This is a genomic window from Pseudomonas sp. WP18, from assembly GCF_036689585.1.
GTDB lineage: Bacteria > Pseudomonadota > Gammaproteobacteria > Pseudomonadales > Pseudomonadaceae > Aquipseudomonas > Aquipseudomonas chlororaphis_E.
Genome location: NZ_CP144758.1, coordinates 2,887,617 through 2,904,930, shown reverse-complemented (window position 1 = coordinate 2,904,930; position 17,314 = coordinate 2,887,617). Strand labels below are relative to the sequence as shown.

Genomic DNA, 17,314 nt, shown 5'->3' with positions numbered 1-17,314 from the left:
ACGATGTCGTCAAGGACGCCTGATACATGGACCCACGGCGCGGTGATGCTCGATAACGAGCACACCCGCTTCGCCCTCTGGGCACCGGATGCTTTTTTTGTCAGTGTCGAATTCGACTCTGGAGACTCAATCCCCCTGCTGCCCCAGGCCGACGGCTGGTTCATGATCCAGACCCGTTGCCCCGCCGGCACCCGCTACCGCTTCAACATCGACGGCGAGCTGGAGGTGCCGGACCCGGCCTCCCGCGCCCAGGCCGGCGATATCGACCGCCACAGCGTGGTGGTCGACCCCCATGCCTACCAATGGCGCCACACCCACTGGTCCGGCCGGCCCTGGTACGACGCCGTCATCTACGAACTGCACGTTGGCGCCCTCGGTGGTTTCGAAGGGGTCGAGCAGCACCTGGCGCGCCTGGCCGGGCTCGGGGTCACCGCCATCGAACTGATGCCGCTGGCGCAGTTTCCCGGCGACCGCAACTGGGGCTACGACGGCGTCCTGCCCTACGCGCCACAAGCCTCCTACGGCACGCCGGAGCAGCTCAAGCACCTGATCGACAGCGCCCATGGCCACGGTCTGGCGGTGATCCTCGACGTGGTCTACAACCACTTCGGTCCCGACGGCAATTACCTGCACCGCTATGCCAAGGGGTTCTTTCGCGAAGACAAACACACGCCTTGGGGCGCGGCGATCGATTTTCGCCGCCGCGAAGTCCGGGACTTCTTCATCGACAACGCGCTCATGTGGTTGCTGGAATACCGTTTTGACGGCCTGCGCCTCGACGCCGTGCACGCCATCGAAGACCCGGATTTTCTCCAGGAGCTCGCGGCGCGGGTGCGCGAACAAGTGGACCCGACCCGGCACGTCTGGCTGACCGTGGAAAACGAGCACAACCAGGCCAGCCTGCTGGAGCAAGGCTACGATGCCCAGTGGAACGACGACGGCCACAATGCCTTGCACGTGTTACTGACCGGCGAGACCGACGCCTATTACGCCGACTACGCCGAGCAGCCCACCGAACAATTGGCACGCTGCCTGAGCCAGGGTTTCGTCTTCCAGGGCCACATCAACCGCCACGGTGAGCCACGAGGCGAACCCAGCGGGCACCTGCCGCCCAGCGCGTTCGTGCTGTTCCTGCAGAACCACGACCAGATCGGCAACCGCGCCCTCGGTGAGCGCCTGCATCAACTGGCCCCGCCCCAGGCCTTGCAAGCTGCGACGGTCCTGTTGCTGCTCTCGCCGATGATTCCGCTGCTGTTCATGGGCGATGAAGTGATTGCACCACAGCCCTTCCTGTTCTTCACCAGTCATCACGGCGAACTGGCGCAATTGGTGCGTGAAGGCCGACGCAATGAGTTCAAGGCCTTCAGCGCCTTCGCCGACCCGCAACAGCGCGAGCGGATTCCCGATCCCAACGCGGCCACCACCTTCGAAGCCTCGCGCCCGAACCTGGAGGCCCATGAACCGGAACAACTGGCCCGCGAGACGCTGTATCGCAGCCTGCTGAAGATCCGGCGCGAAGAAATCGTCCCACGCCTGCCCGGCGCCCACGCGCTGGAAACGGACGTGCTCGGCCCGGGCGCCGTCAGTGCCCGCTGGCAGTTGGGCGACGGCAGTGTGCTGCGCATCGACCTCAACCTCAGCGCCGAGCCGGTGGCGCATACCGCCGCCGAGGACCCACGCATTCTTTTCGAACATCCGCCCCACGCCATGGGTCTGTTGCAACAGGGCCACCTTGCGCCCTACAGCGCGCTGGTCAGCCTGACACAGGCGGCCCCGTTGCCCACCATCACTGGAGAGCGCCCATGAGCGATGCGCAACTGGAAATCCTCGCCGGCCGGGCGGGCCTCGCGGTGGATTGGATCGATGCCAACGGCCGGGCCCAGAAAGTCTCGCCCGCCGTCTTGCGCTCGGTCCTGACGGGCCTCGGCCACCCTGCCGGCAGTGCCCAGGAAATCGACGCCAGCCTGCTGCAATTGCAGCAGGAACAACAGAACCATCAATTGCCACCGCTGCTCACGGCCGATGTCGGGGTCAGTGTCGACTTGAGTCGTTACTTCGAGGCCGGCACCCCCTGCGAGATCCGCCAGGAGGATGGCGCCACGCTGAACCTCAAGCTCGACGCCGACGCCAGGCTGCCGGGCATGCTGCCGGTGGGTTACCAGCACGTCAGCATCGACGGGCAGCACTTCACCCTGGCGGTCGCGCCGGCGCGCTGCTACAGCGTCGCCGATGCGGTAAACGATCCAACGCCACGGACCTGGGGCCTGAGTGCCCAACTGTATGCGCTACGGCGCCCCGGTGACGGCGGTTTCGGTGACACCCAGGCCCTGGAAGACCTGGCACGGGTGGCCGGCGAGCGCGGTGCCGAGGCCATCGCCATCAGTCCGATGCACGCGATGTTCAGCAGCGACACGGGTCGCTACAGCCCTTATTCGCCGTCCAGCCGGTTGTTTCTCAACAGTTTGTACGCGGCGCCAGGCACCATCCTGGGCGAGCGCGCCCTGCGCACCGCCATCGATGCAACGGGCCTTGCCAACCAACTGCAAAAGCTGGAAGACCAACCCCTGGTCGACTGGCCGGTGGCGGCCGAGGCCAAGCAGAAGGTCCTGCGGGCGCTGTACGACGGTTTCAGCCAGGGCGAACACCCCTTGCACGAAGACTTCAGCAGTTTCCGCCACGCCAGCGGCGAGGCCCTGGAAAACCACTGTCGCTTCGAAGCCTTGCAGGCCGAGCGCGCCGCCCGCGGCGAAAGCCTCGACTGGCGGCAGTGGCCGGAGGAATGGCGCAACCCGCGCAGCGCCGTGCTGGCGCATTTCGCCGAAGAAAACGCCGATGAAATCGGTTTCTATGCCTTTTGCCAATGGCTGATCGCCCGCTGCCTGGAGCGCGCCCAGAGCGCCGCCAAATCCAGTGGCATGGGCATTGGCCTGATCGCCGACCTCGCGGTGGGGGCCGACGGAGCCGGCAGCCAGGCCTGGAGCCGTCAGGATGAACTGCTCGCCTCGCTGACCGTGGGCGCCCCCCCCGACATTCTCAACCGCTCCGGCCAGGGCTGGGGAATCTCGGCGTTCTCCCCCGAAGGACTGGTACGCAACGGTTTTCGCGCATTCATCGAGATGCTGCGGGCCAACTTCGCCCACGCCGGTGGCTTGCGCATCGACCACGTCATGGGCCTGCAACGCCTGTGGGTGATCCCCAATGACGCCCCGCCTTCGGACGGCGCCTATCTGTATTACCCGGTGGACGACCTGCTGCGCCTGCTGGCACTCGAATCCCACCGTCACCAGGCCATCGTGCTCGGCGAAGACCTCGGCACCGTGCCGGACGGCCTGCGGGAAAAACTCAGCGCCCGGTCGATCCTGGGCATGCGCGTGCTGTTGTTCGAACAGGACAACACCCACTTCAAGCCGATCCTCGACTGGCCGGACAACGCGCTGGCGACCACCAGCACCCATGACCTGCCGACCCTCAATGGTTGGTGGCACGGGCACGACATCGATTGGAATGCGCGGCTGGACCTGATCGACTCCCACACGGAAATAGACTGGCGCAAGCACCGTGAACGTGAACGCGAAGGCCTGCGCAGCGTGCTGAACCAGGACCCACAGAACTTTCGCGAAGAACACCGCGAGACCGACCAGGTGCTGGACGCCAGCGTGCGCTTTCTCGGCCACACCCGTGCGCCGCTGGTGCTGTTGCCACTCGAAGATGCCCTGGGTATCGAAGAGCAGGCCAACCTGCCCGGCACCATCGATACCCATCCCAATTGGCGCCGCCGCCTGGCCCACGACAGCCAGGCGTTGCTGGATCACCCGGACGCCGCCCGGCGCCTGGAAATACTTGCCTGTGCGCGACTCCAGGCGAACGAGCGTGACCGATGAATCTGCCTACGATCCAACCACTGCGGGCGACCATTCGCCTGCAATTTCATAAAGGCTTCACCCTGGACGATGCCGTCGCGCAGGTGCCGTACTTCGCCGCGCTGGGCATCAGCCATATCTATGCCTCCCCGCTACTCAAGGCCCGTGCCGGCTCCATGCACGGCTACGACGTGGTCGACCCGACCCTGGTAAACCCGGAACTGGGCGGCGAGGACGCCTTGCGACGTCTGGTGGCGACCCTTCGCGAGCACCGGATGGGGCTGATCCTCGACATCGTCTCCAACCACATGGCGGTCGGTGGCAACGACAACCCCTGGTGGCTGGACCTGCTGGAATGGGGGCGCCTGAGCCCGTATGGCGAATTCTTCGACATCCAGTGGCACTCTCCCGACCCATTGCTGGAAGGCCAGTTGCTGTTGCCGTTCCTGGGCAGCGACTATGGCGTTGCCTTGCAGGAAGGCACCCTGCAACTGCGCTTCAATGCCGCGCAAGGCAGCTTCTATGTCGAACACTACGAGCACCATTTCCCCATCTGCCCGATGCACTATGGCGAGTTGCTCAAGCCCACCGACGACCTGCCTGGCGAACGGGCCGAAGCCCTCAAGGCGCTGGCCGAACGCTTCACCACGCTGAACTACCAGACCGACGCCCACACCCTCGCCCGCCCGCTACAGGTGCAATTGCGCGAACTGGCGACAGCTCCGGATATCCTCGCCGCCATCGAGGACAACCTGCGCAACTACGATTGCACCCAACCGGAAGGCTTCGAGCGCCTGCACCAACTGCTGGAACGCCAGAGCTACCGGCTCGCCAGCTGGCGCACGGCCGCGGATGACATCAACTGGCGACGGTTTTTCGATGTCAACGAACTGGGTGGGTTGCGGGTCGAGCGCCCGGCCGTGTTCGAAGCCACCCATGCGAAGATCTTCCAGCTGATTAGCGAAGGCCTGGTGGATGGGCTGCGCATCGACCACATCGATGGGCTGGCCGATCCACGGGGCTACAGCCGCAAGCTGCGCCGGCGACTCGATGCCCTGTCCCCGTCGCGGCACCTGCCCATCTTCATCGAGAAGATCCTTGGCGACGGCGAGACCTTGCGTCGGGACTGGAACGTCGACGGCAGCACCGGCTACGAGTTCATGAACCAGATCTCGTTGCTGCAACACGACCCCGCCGGTGCCGAACCGCTTGCCGAGTTCTGGAGCCGCCAGAGCGAGCGACCGGCGCACTTCATCGAGGAAGCCCGGCTGGCCCGCCAGCAGATCCTCAACGGCTCCCTCGCCGGGGACTTCGAAAGCGTCGCCCAGGCCCTGCTGCAAGTGGCGCGGGACGACGTGATGACCCGCGACCTGACCCTGGGCGCGATTCGCCGGGCGTTGCAGGAACTGATCGTGCATTTCCCGGTGTACCGCACCTACATCAGCCCTTTGGGACGCTCGGCCGAAGACGAGGCGTTTTTCAACCAGGCCCTGGAAGGCGCCCGGCAAACCCTCAGCGAAGCCGATTGGCCAGTGCTCGATTGCCTGGCCGGCTGGCTCGGTGGCATGCCCTGGCGCCAACGCCCCCGCGGTCCCCAGCGCAAGCGCCTGCGCCATGCCTGTGTCCGCTTCCAGCAACTGACCTCGCCGGCCGCCGCCAAAGCCGTGGAAGACACCGCGCTGTATCGCTCGGCCGTGCTGTTGTCGCGTAACGATGTGGGCTACAACACCGAACTGTTCAGCGCCCCGCCCCAGGCATTCCACGACGCTTGCCTTGAGCGGCTCGAACATTTCCCCGACAACCTGATGACCACCGCGACCCACGACCACAAGCGTGGCGAAGACACCCGCGCCAGGCTGGCCGTGCTCAGTGAACGCGCCGACTGGTACACCGCCAGCGTGGAGCAATGGCGCATCCTCGCGCCTTCGCTGCACAGCGACCCGGCGGCGCCTTCGGCTGGTGATGAACTGATCCTGTACCAGGCGCTGTTGGGGAGCTGGCCGCTGGACCTGGACATCCAGGACCACAAGGCCCTGGCCGAGTACAACGAACGCCTCTGGCAGTGGCAGCGCAAGGCCCTGCGCGAAGCCAAGCTGCAAAGCAGTTGGGCGGCGGTCAACGACGCCTATGAACAAGCGACCCAGATGTTTCTCGAACGCCTGTTGCTGGGCGATGAAGGGCTGCCGCTGCGCAGTGCCATCGCCGAGGCAGTCCAGGCCATTGCGCCAGCGGGGGCGCTGAACAGCCTGGCGCAAACCTTGCTGCGCATGACCGTGCCCGGCGTGCCGGACTTGTACCAAGGCAACGAGTTCTGGGATTTCAGCCTGGTGGACCCGGACAACCGGCGCCCGGTGGACTTCCAGGCGCGTCGCGAAGGACTACAGGCCGACAGCACGCCGGCGGGGTTGCTGCGCGACTGGCGCAATGGCCGGGTCAAACAGGCGCTCATCGCCAGGACGCTGGCCCTGCGCGCCCAATGCCCGCAGTTGTTCCAGCAAGGCCGCTACCAACCGCTGGAAGTGGTTGGCGAGCAAGCCCGCCGGGTGCTGGCGTTCATGCGCGAGCACGGGCAGCAACGGGCGGTCGTCGTGGTGCCGATCCATGCTGCCCGCTTGCTGGAAAACAGTGCGCAGCCGCAGGTGGCCGCCTCGGACTGGGGCGATACCCGTGTGTCATTACCGTTCGCCACCCAGGAGGGAAAACTGAAGGGACTTTTTTCAAGCACAGCAGTCACACCCCAAGGGGAGCTGATGGTCAGCGCCGCGCTGGGGGATTTCCCGGTCAATGTCTTTATCCAATCTTGAGTTGTCAGGAGCACTGCGATGAGTACCGACGATAAACGTATTCGCGAATTCGCCTACCAGATCTGGGAGTCCGAAGGTAAGCCTACCGGGCACGAAAAACGCCACTGGGAGATGGCGCGCAAACTGGCGGAAGCCGAAGCCCTGGCCCCGAGCAAACCGCCCAAGGCCGCAGGCAAGGCTCCTGCTGCCAAGGCCGACGGCGCCAAGCCTGCCGCCAAACCCGCGGCCAAGCCGGCACCGAAGGCCGCTGCCCCCAAGGCCAAGCCCGCCGCCAAACCTGCGGCAGCCAACTCGGCGATTGAAAAACCGGCCGAGAAAAAACCACGGGCGGCCCGTAAGCCTCCGGCGGTGTAATCACAACGCTCACGCAGTGCGCCTGTTGATGTACCACTGTGGCGAGGGAGCCTGCTCTCGCTGGGCTGCTCAGCAGCCCAGGCCCGGGCCGCGTTGCGCCTCGGCGGGGATGAATCTTCCTCGCCCCAGGGGTCGTGCGCCCGGGACGACCCTTGAATCAACGGACCTTGAACCGATCGCTTTGCCGTAACTGTCTGTCTTTTGCAGGAGCAACTATGACCCGTCCAAAAAAAACCACGCCGCCGCCTGTTATCGAGGCTTCGCGGATTCGTGAAGGGCTGCCTTTTCCGCTTGGTGCGACCTGGGATGGCCTCGGGGTCAATTTCGCGCTGTTTTCGGCCAACGCCACCAAAGTCGAGCTGTGCATTTTCGACGATGCCGGCGAAGTCGAACTCGAACGTATCGAGCTGCCGGAGTACACCGACGAGATTTACCACGGCTATCTGCCCGATGCCCACCCTGGCCTGATCTACGGCTATCGGGTCTATGGCCCGTACGACCCGGAGAACGGCCATCGTTTCAACCCCAACAAGCTGCTGATCGACCCGTACGCCAAGCAGTTGGTGGGTGAGCTGAAGTGGTCCGAGGCACTGTTCGGCTACACCATCGGCCACCCTGACGGCGACCTCAGCTTCGATGAGCGCGACAGCGCGCCCTTCGTGCCCAAGTGCAAGGTCATCGACCCGGCGCACACCTGGGGCCACGACCACCGCGTCAGCGTGCCATGGGACAAGACCATCCTGTACGAGACCCACGTGCGCGGCATCAGCATGCGCCATCCCTCGGTGCCGGAGAACCTGCGCGGCACCTTCGCCGGGTTGATGGTCGACGACGTGCTCGAACACATCCGCAAGCTCGGCGTGTCGTCGGTCGAACTGTTGCCGATCCACGGTTTCGTCAACGACCAGCACCTGCTGCACAAGGGCATGACCAACTACTGGGGCTATAACAGCATCGCCTTCTTCGCCCCGGACCCGCGCTACCTGGCCAGCGGCAAGATCGCCGAGTTCAAGGAGATGGTCGCGCACCTGCATGAAGCCAACCTCGAAGTCATCCTCGACGTGGTCTACAACCACACTGCCGAAGGCAACGAACTAGGCCCGACCCTGTCCATGCGCGGCATCGACAACGCCTCGTACTACCGGTTGATGCCTGACGACAAGCGCTACTACATCAACGACTCCGGCACCGGTAACACCCTGGACCTGAGCCATCCGTGCGTCTTGCAGATGGTCACCGACTCCCTGCGCTACTGGGCCACGGAAATGCACGTCGATGGCTTCCGCTTCGACCTGGCCACCATTCTCGGCCGCTACCACGATGGCTTCGATGAGCGTCACAGCTTCCTCGTCGCCTGCCGACAGGACCCGGTGCTGCGCCAGGTGAAGATGATCGCCGAGCCCTGGGACTGCGGCCCCGGTGGCTATCAGGTCGGGGGGTTCCCGCCCGGTTGGATGGAGTGGAACGACAAGTTCCGCGACACCGTGCGCGCCTTCTGGAAAGGCGACGACGGCCAACTGGCCGACTTTGCCAGCCGCATGACCGCGTCCGGCGAGATGTTCAACCAGCGGGGCCGACGCCCTTACGCCTCGGTGAACTTCGTCACTGCCCACGACGGTTTTACCCTCAATGACCTGGTGTCGTACAACGACAAGCACAACGAGGCCAACGACGAGAACAACCAGGACGGCAGCAACAACAACCTGTCCTGGAACCATGGCGTCGAAGGGCCGACGGACGATCCGCAGATCAACGCGCTGCGCCATCGGCAGATGCGCAACTTCTTCGCCACGCTGCTGTTTGCCCAGGGCACGCCGATGATCGTCGCCGGGGACGAGTTCGCCCGCACCCAGCACGGCAATAACAATGCTTACTGCCAGGACAGCGAGATCGGTTGGGTCAACTGGGATCTGAGCGAGGACGGCGCGGCGCTGCTCAAGTTCGTCAAGCGCTTGATCAAGTTGCGTCTGGCCTACCCGATCCTGCGGCGCGGACGGTTCCTGGTGGGCAATTACAACGAGGACATCGGCGTCAAGGACGTGACCTGGCTGGCACCCGATGGCAACGAAATGACCGTCGAGCAATGGCAGGACAGCCACGGTCGGTGCCTGGGCATGTTGATGGACGGTCGCGCCCAGGAAACCGGGATCCGGCGCAAAGGCGGCGATGCGACGTTGCTGTTGGTGGTCAATGCACACCACGACATCGTCAACTTCCGCCTGCCTGAAGTGCCTGAAGGCAGTTTCTGGACGTGCCTGGTCGACACCAACCAGCCCACCGTGCGTGGCCAGGAACGGTTCGAGTTCGAGTCCGAATACTCGGTGACTGGGCGCTCGCTGCTGTTGTTCGAGCTGCAACGTGAGGAAGAAGATTAACTATTGGAGTTAAGCCATTGAAAAACTAGGGCCACACAGATGTGGCCCTCGTTTTTATAGGCCCAGTTGGAAGAAAAAAGTACGGTTCAGACACCGATGCCACGCGACGAATCGACCGGCATGGTCAATACTTCGCTTGCGGTAGACTCCAGGATCAGGAGCGCCGCCAATGGCAATCGTGACTTGATGCGCCACATCGGGCGGTATGCTCGGTGCAAGGCCGCAGGATTGAATACCACAAGGACGTCTTCCCCATGAAACCCGCCTCTCGCCTTAACAGTCGGCAGCACCCGCAAATATGGAACAGTGCGCCGCAACTGGCCGACATTCCCATTATCAGTACCCAGACCCTGGTGCCTGCCGGCGCCCGCGCCGTGATCCTCGCCCCGCATCCGGGCGATGAGGTCGGAGCCTGTGGCGGCTTGCTCCAGTTGCTGAGCAACCTGGCCCATCCCATGTTGTTGATCTCGGTTTCCGATGGCGACATCGGCCATCCGGGCTCACCGTTGTGGAACGATGAACGCTTGCGCATGCACCGCCCCCATCCCCAGGAAAGCGTCGACGCCTTGCATCGCCTGGGCATTCCCGCCCATGGCCTGCAATGGGTGCGCGGCGGTTTTCCGGAAAAGGCCCTCGCCGAACACGAAGCCGAGCTGACGGCGTTCATAAGCCAACATCTGCGACCCGGCGACGTGGTCTTCAGCACCTGGCGCCTGGACGGTGACAGCGACCATGACACGGTGGGCCGAGCCGGTGCCCAGGCCGCCGAGGCCGTCGGCGCGCTGTTCAACGAACTGCCCGTGTGGGCCTGGCACTGGCCGGTGCGCGAGCAAAAGAAAATCCCCTGGCATCGGGCCCGCAAACTGCGCCTGGACGTCTGGACCACCGCCCGCAAGCGTCACGCCATGTACGCCTACACCAGCCAACTCAACGGCGAACCGGCCAGCGGCATCGCACCCTTGGTACCACGGGTGATCCTCGATCGCATGGGCATGCCGTACGAGATTGTCTTCATCTGAAATCTCAGTTCCTGTGGGCGAGCTTGCTCGCGAAAGCGGTGGGCCCGCCGGTTTCTCTGTTGGATGCGAGGCCGCCTTCGCGGGCAAGCCCGCTCCCACATAGGGCTTTGCATGGCCTGAGGCTCGGGTACAAAGTGAGCTGGTCTAATAGCCCCGGACACCTCAATGGGTGAAACTACACTCATTGAGGAATATTCCATGACTAAGAAGTACAGAAAATTCGACGCCGAGTTCAAGCTGAAGGTCTGCAAGATGGTTGTTGATCAAGGTCTGAGCGTGAACTCGGTTTGTACCGATTTAGGCCTGAGCGATACCGCCGTGCGCCGCTGGGTTCAGCAGTATCAAACCGAGCAGTCGGGCGGTACGGGGATTGGCAAACCATTGACCAGCGACCAGCAGCGTATTCGCCAGCTTGAACAGCAAGTCCGCGAACTGAAGACGGATAATGACATATTAAAAAAAGCTACGGCCTTCTTTGCCCGCGAGTTGAAGTGATCCACCAGTTGGTTCACCAAGTCCAATGCAAGGCCTACCCGGTGGCGCGTATCTGCCGGGTGTTGCGGATCAGTCGTTCGGGGTTTTACGAAGCTCGTCAGCGGCGTTTGAAGCCAAAACCTGTGTGCTCGGTTTCCGCTCAGCTCAAGGCTGCCTTCGTGTCCAATGAACACTGTTATGGCAGCCGTCGTTTGGTGAAAGCGCTGCGTGACACTGGCGTCTCCGTTGGACGGAACAAGGTCCGCCGCCTGATGAAACAACAGGATTTGCGTCCGATTTGGAAGCGCAAGTTCGTTCATACCACTGACAGCAATCACAATTTTCCGGTGGCTGAGAACCTGCTCAATCGCCAGTTCAATCCCGAGCGCATCAACCAGTCGTGGGTCGCTGACATCACCTACATCCGTACCCGCAGCGGCTGGCTGTACCTGGCGGCCGTCATGGACCTGTACTCACGCAAAATCGTGGGCTGGGCCATGGCACCCCACATGCGAGCAGAGTTGGTATGCAGTGCGATGCAACTGGCCATCGCGCAGAGACAACCTGAACCGGGCTTGATCGCTCATTCGGATCGAGGCAGCCAGTATGCCGGTACGGATTACCAGAACTTGCTGACGCGACATGGAATGCGTTGCAGCATGAGTCGCAAGGGCAACTGCTGGGACAATGCGGTCATGGAGCGCTTCTTCTTGAATCTGAAGATGGAGCGTGTTTGGCGCAAGGATTACGCCAACCATGGCGAAGCGATCAAAGACATCACGGACTACATCGTGCGGTTCTATAACGGAAGGCGAATCCATTCATCCTTGGGCTATTTGCCGCCCAATCAGTATGAGCGGCAAGCAGCCTGAAAAACACCGATTGAGGTGTCCGGAAAAAATTGACCACCTCAAAGCAAATCAGGTGTGGGAGCGGGCTTGCTCGCGAAAGCGGTGGGTCCGCCGGCTTCTCTGTTGGATGCGAGGCCGCCTTCGCGGGCAAGCCCGCTCCCACATCGGGCTTTGCATGGCCTGAGGCTCGGGTACAAAGCAAATCAGGTGTGGGAGCGGGCTTGCTCGCGAAGGCGGCGGCCCTGGCAACAACAATGCCCCAGGAAAAATCCGGAACTGCCAAAGCCTCCCATCAGTCGCATGAACAGGTACGTCTGATTCAGGAGTGAACGTGACTCGAGATCCCGATTGGCGAGCCGTCGAAACCATGCCATTGGACACGCCTGCGGCGGTTCATCGGCTACGAGTCCTGACGGTCAATACGCACAAGGGTTTCACCGCCCTCAACCGCCGTTTCATCCTGCCCGAGTTGCGCGAAGCGGTGCGCAGCACGGGCGCCGACCTGGTGTTCCTGCAGGAAGTGCTGGGCGAACATGACCGCCATGCGTCGCGCTACGACAACTGGCCGCAGACCTCCCAATACGAATTTCTCGCCGACAGCATGTGGAATGACTTCGCCTACGGCCGCAACGCGGTGTACCCCGATGGTCATCACGGCAACGCCCTGCTGTCCAAATACCCTATCCGCCAGTTCCGCAACCTCGACGTGTCCATCACCGGCCCGGAACGCCGCGGCTTGCTGCACTGCGTGCTGGAGGTCCCGGGCCACGCCGAAGTCCACGGGATCTGCGTACACCTGAGCCTGTTGGAAAGCCATCGCCAACTGCAACTCAAGCTGCTTTGCCAACTGCTCGATTCATTGCCCGAAGACGCCCCGGTGATCATTGCCGGCGACTTCAACGACTGGCAGTTGCACGGCAACACCACCCTCGCCCGCCGTGGCTACCTGCACGAGGCCTTCGAGCACCATCACGGCCGCCCCGCCCGGACGTATCCGGCGCGTTTCCCGCTGCTGCGCCTGGACCGCGTCTACCTGCGCAATGCCAGCAGCCACGCGCCACAGATACTCGGCACCAAGCCGTGGACCCATCTGAGCGACCACCTGCCGTTATCGGTGGAAGTGCATTTGTAGCCCCGATTTTGCGCCGCGCGCAGCGCAAGCACCTGTAAGTTCTGACAGTAGCGACGCTCGCTATTCGTTGTTAGGGTCCCATCCCATACAGCGAGCGTTGCCAGGTCCTGTGTGCCAGTAGTCGTGCAACCGATGCTGAAACCGGCATTCCAGGATGCTGCTGCAGAGGGAAAGCACATGTGCTCGCGCGATCGTGGATTCAATCGGCTGTTCAACGCCTTATCGGTTTCAAGCCTGTTCCTGCTCAACACCCCGCCGGCCCTGGCGGCTTGCACCTTGACGCCGACCGCAGGCGACGATGCCTACGTCTGCGACAGTGGCAGCACCCCGGGGTTGACTGACCTGGCCGGCAACAACCGCCTGACGATGCCGGCCAATGGCAGCGGCGCCATCACCGGCGACGTCACTTTCGGCGCCGGCACCGACTACATCGAGATCAATGCCAACGGCACCATCGGCGGCGATGTCCAGCAGGGCTCGGGCATCGATGACTTCGTCATGCACGGTGGCAGTATCCAGTCCCTGGCCCAGGGCGATGGCCTCGACACCTTCCTGATGACCGGTGGCACCATCGTCGAGGCCTTCGAGGATGGCGACATCGCCCGCATGACCGGCGGCACCATCGGCCGAGTCGACATGAAGCTTGATGACAACCTGTTCGACATGTCGGGTGGGCAGATCCTCGGCAACCTGGTGACCGGCTTTGGCCAGGACACCATCATCCTCTCCGCAGGACGCATCGGTGGCAACGTGAGTGTCAGCGGCGGTGACGACAGCGTCACCGTCAGCGGCGGGGAAATCGATGGCGAGGTGCGCACCAGCTTCGGCAACGACCGGTTCCAGTGGAGCGGCGGCGTCATTCGTTCAGCCATCCTGATGGGCGACGGCACCGACACGGCGCTACTGCAAACCCTGGATGAAACCCGGCTCGCCAGCACCCCCAGCCTGGACGGCGGGTTGGGCCAGGACAGCCTGACGTTCGAGGCCACGACCTCCAGCACCGGTGCCCGCTATGTCAATTGGGAGACCGTCAATCTGGCCCAGGGCTCACGCCTGGACCTCAACGACACGCTGGTGCTGGGCGACTCCGCCACGGCCACCGGAGTGCTGAACATCGACAGCAGCAGCGTATTGACGTCAACCCAAGGCAGCGTGAATCCGTTTACCGCTGGCCAATCGGTCACCCTCAACAACAGCGGGACGATTGACCTTACGCGAAACAACACGCGCACCAACGACAGCCTCACCGTGCAGGGCAACTATGTCGGCAACAACGGCCAACTGCGCCTGCAAACGGTGCTCGGCGCCGACGGTTCCCCCAGCGACAAGCTGGTGGTCAACGGCGGCACGCTCACCGGCTACACCGCCATTGCCGTCACGAATGTCGGGGGTGCGGGCGGCTTGACGACCCAGGACGGGATCGAACTGGTCCAGGCCCAGGGTGGCGCGGTCAGCGACAGCGGCGCCTTCTCCCTGGCGCAATCGGTCTCGGCCGGTGCGTTCGACTATCGCCTGTTCAAGGGAGGCGTAACGGGCAACGCAAACAACTGGTACCTACGCTCGACCGTGGTCGCCGGACCGGTGGCCGCGTCTCCCCCGCCGCCACAGCCAAACGCACCTACCCCGCCACCCTTGCCGCCGTTGCCGGTGGCCGTGCCGGGCGCCGCGCCGATCCCGTTGTATCGTCCGGAAGTGCCCACCTGGTCGGTGTTGCCGCCCGCCGCGGCGCAACTGACGCTGATGGCCCTGGGCACCTTCCACGACCGCCAGGGCGACCAACGCCTGCTGACGGAGAACGGGGCCTTCGGCGCGGGTTGGGGCCGGGTCTATGGCAAGGACCTGGACCAGACGTGGGCCGGCACCGTGACACCACGCCTCGATGGGTCCATCAAGGGCTTCCAGGTCGGAAATGACCTGTACAGCGCGCCAATGTCCGGCGGCCAGACCCAGCGAATCGGCTTCTTCGTCGGCCATACCGAATTGAACGGCCACGTCGATGGCTTCAACCTGGGCTTCCAGGGTCGTCGCGCTGGCAAGATCGAGCTCGACGGCGACAGTTACGGGTTGTACTGGACGCTGACCGATTCCTCCGGCGGCTACGTCGACGCCGTCGTGATGGGCACGCGCCTGGACGGCGACAACCGCTCCGAACGCGGCGTGAAGATCGATAACCGCGGCCATGCGCTGACGCTCTCGGCCGAGGCCGGCTACCCGTTCGCGGTGAGCGCCGACTGGGTCCTCGAACCCCAGGTCCAGGTCATCCATCAGAAGGTCTCCCTGGACACCCAGAACGATGGGGTCTCCAAGGTCGAATTCGATTCCGACGGGGCCTGGACCGGTCGGGTCGGGGCTCGGCTCAAGGGCCGCTACCAGGTCAGTGGCATGCCCGTGGAACCCTACCTGCGCGCCAACCTCTGGCACACGTTCTCCGGCACCGACGCCGTGACCTTCGATGACAGCGACCGGGTCGAGACCCAGCAGCGGGCCTCCACCGGCGACCTGGGCGTGGGCGTCATCGTCACCTTGGCGCCTGCGGTCAGCGTGTACGCCGCTGCCGACTACAGCAACAACCTCGACAGCAACCCGCAACGCAGCGTGGCAGGTAATCTTGGCGTGAGAATCAGTTGGTAGACCCGCCACCTCTCTCCCGAAAGCCTGCCGCCACAGCCCGCCCCTGGGTGGCGAGGGGATCATTCCCCCGCCACCGTTTCATCCTTCACTTAAAAAACACCTCCATTAAAGGGTATAACCCTAAAAGCGATTGACGCCTGCAAGCCCCCGGCTCATTTCATTGATGGAGTAACGACATGACCACCGCCCCCCTGCTCGCCAACCTGTTCCCCAGCGCCGACCGGATTCCGGAGGCCTACCGCCTCGAAGGCCAGATCGAACAACGCGAATACCTGGTCGAGGGGGTCTTGAAGACCTGGCAAGGCCCCCTCGCCGTCGTTCGTAGCCCGGTTTACCTGGCCGGAGCCCAAGGCGATGAGCAAGTGATCCTGGGCAGCACGCCGCTGCTGGATGCCGAGACCGCCCTCACCGCCCTGGACGCCGCCGTCCGCGCTTATGACCGCGGCCAGGGCCAATGGCCGACGATGCGCGTGGCCGAGCGCATCCGCCATGTGGAAACCTTCCTGGCGCGCATGCGCGAGCAGCGCGAAGCGGTGGTCAAGCTGCTGATGTGGGAAATCGGCAAGAACCTGAAGGACTCCCAGAAAGAATTCGACCGCACCTGCGATTACATCGTCGACACCATCAATGCCCTCAAGGAACTGGACCGCCGCTCCAGCCGCTTCGAACTGGAACAGGACACCCTCGGGCAGATCCGCCGCGTGCCCCTGGGCGTCGCCTTGTGCATGGGCCCCTACAACTATCCGCTGAATGAGACCTTCACCACGCTGATTCCGGCGCTGATCATGGGCAACACCGTCGTGTTCAAGCCGGCCAAGCTCGGCGTGCTGCTGATACGACCGCTGCTCGAAGCGTTCCGCGACAGCTTCCCGGCAGGCGTGATCAACGTGATCTACGGCAGTGGGCGCGAAACCGTCAGCGCACTGATGGCCAGCGGCAAGGTCGACATCTTCGCCTTCATCGGCACCAACAAGGCCGCCAGCGACCTGAAGAAACTTCACCCGCGCCCCCATCGTCTGCGCGCGGCCCTGGGCCTGGATGCGAAAAACCCCGGACTGGTGCTGCCCGAGGTCGACCTGGACAACGCCGTCAGCGAGGCCCTGACCGGTTCGCTGTCGTTCAACGGCCAGCGCTGCACGGCGTTGAAGATCCTCTTCGTCCATGAGGATGTGGCGCCGGCGTTCATCGAAAAATTCAACGCCCGCCTGGCGGCCCTGAAACCCGGCATGCCGTGGGAGGACGGCGTAGCGCTGACGCCGCTGCCCGAATCGGGCAAGGTCGACTACTTGCACTCGTTGGTCGCCGATGCGCTCGCCAAGGGCGCGCAGGTGACCAATGCCCACGGCGGCGAGGCCCGCAGCTCATTCTTCTACCCGGCGGTGCTCTACCCGGTGAACACAGCGATGCGGGTCTACCACGAAGAACAGTTCGGCCCGGTCGTGCCCATCGTGCCGTACCGCGATCTCAATACCGTCATCGACTACGTCCTGGAATCCGACTTCGGCCAGCAACTGAGCATTTTCGGCACCAACCCGGCGGAAGTCGGCAAGCTGGTGGACACCTTCGCCAACCAGGTCGGGCGCATCAACATCAATGCCCAGTGCCAACGCGGGCCGGACACCTTTCCGTTCAACGGCCGGAAAAACTCCGCCGAAGGCACGCTGTCGGTGCACGATGCGCTGCGAACCTTTTCCATACGCACCCTGGTGGCGACCAAATTCCAGGAGAGCAACAAGGCACTGATCAGCGACATCATCCGAGCGCGCGATTCGAACTTCCTGACCACCGACTACATCTTCTAGCCCGACAGCGGC

The 17,314-nt window shown here is 63.6% G+C and carries 10 protein-coding genes; all 10 read left to right on the top strand.

What is annotated here, in order from left to right; translation table 11 throughout:
* The first annotated feature begins 3 nt into the window (after positions 1–3).
* Complete coding sequence (gene treZ, locus V5F23_RS12950; RefSeq protein WP_042730661.1) at positions 4–1,806, top strand: malto-oligosyltrehalose trehalohydrolase; 1,803 nt, start codon at positions 4–6, stop codon at positions 1,804–1,806.
* Positions 1,803–3,881, top strand: coding sequence for a 4-alpha-glucanotransferase (gene malQ, locus V5F23_RS12945; protein WP_042730660.1), 2,079 nt, complete (start codon positions 1,803–1,805; stop codon positions 3,879–3,881). Before treZ ends, malQ begins: the two co-directional genes overlap by 4 nt.
* Positions 3,878–6,664, top strand: coding sequence for a malto-oligosyltrehalose synthase (locus tag V5F23_RS12940; RefSeq protein ID WP_042730659.1), 2,787 nt, complete (start codon positions 3,878–3,880; stop codon positions 6,662–6,664). The genes malQ and V5F23_RS12940 overlap by 4 nt, the downstream gene beginning before the upstream one ends.
* Before the next feature lie 18 nt (positions 6,665–6,682).
* Positions 6,683–7,018 (top strand): DUF2934 domain-containing protein, encoded by a 336-nt coding sequence (locus V5F23_RS12935; RefSeq protein WP_042730658.1) that lies wholly within the window; start codon positions 6,683–6,685, stop codon positions 7,016–7,018.
* A gap of 215 nt (positions 7,019–7,233) precedes the next feature.
* Complete coding sequence (gene glgX, locus V5F23_RS12930; RefSeq protein WP_338498650.1) at positions 7,234–9,393, top strand: glycogen debranching protein GlgX; 2,160 nt, start codon at positions 7,234–7,236, stop codon at positions 9,391–9,393.
* 254 nt (positions 9,394–9,647) lie between these two features.
* Positions 9,648–10,412: a PIG-L family deacetylase gene (locus V5F23_RS12925; protein WP_042730656.1), complete on the top strand. Its 765-nt coding sequence runs from the start codon at positions 9,648–9,650 to the stop codon at positions 10,410–10,412.
* A 198-nt stretch (positions 10,413–10,610) separates the two neighbouring features.
* A protein-coding gene (locus V5F23_RS12920) for an IS3 family transposase (protein ID WP_144419424.1) occupies positions 10,611–11,758 on the top strand; the annotation gives its coding sequence in 2 pieces (ribosomal slippage) (positions 10,611–10,866 and positions 10,866–11,758; 1,149 coding nt in all).
* A gap of 310 nt (positions 11,759–12,068) precedes the next feature.
* A complete protein-coding gene (locus V5F23_RS12915; protein WP_042730655.1) occupies positions 12,069–12,869 on the top strand; it encodes an endonuclease/exonuclease/phosphatase family protein in 801 nt (266 codons plus the stop codon).
* Positions 12,870–13,046: 177 nt separating this feature from the next.
* Positions 13,047–15,500, top strand: a complete 2,454-nt coding sequence (locus V5F23_RS12910; protein WP_338498648.1) for an autotransporter outer membrane beta-barrel domain-containing protein — start codon at positions 13,047–13,049, stop codon at positions 15,498–15,500.
* A 176-nt stretch (positions 15,501–15,676) separates the two neighbouring features.
* Complete coding sequence (locus V5F23_RS12905) at positions 15,677–17,302, top strand: NADP-dependent glyceraldehyde-3-phosphate dehydrogenase (protein WP_047738156.1); 1,626 nt, start codon at positions 15,677–15,679, stop codon at positions 17,300–17,302.
* Positions 17,303–17,314: the final 12 nt, after the last annotated feature.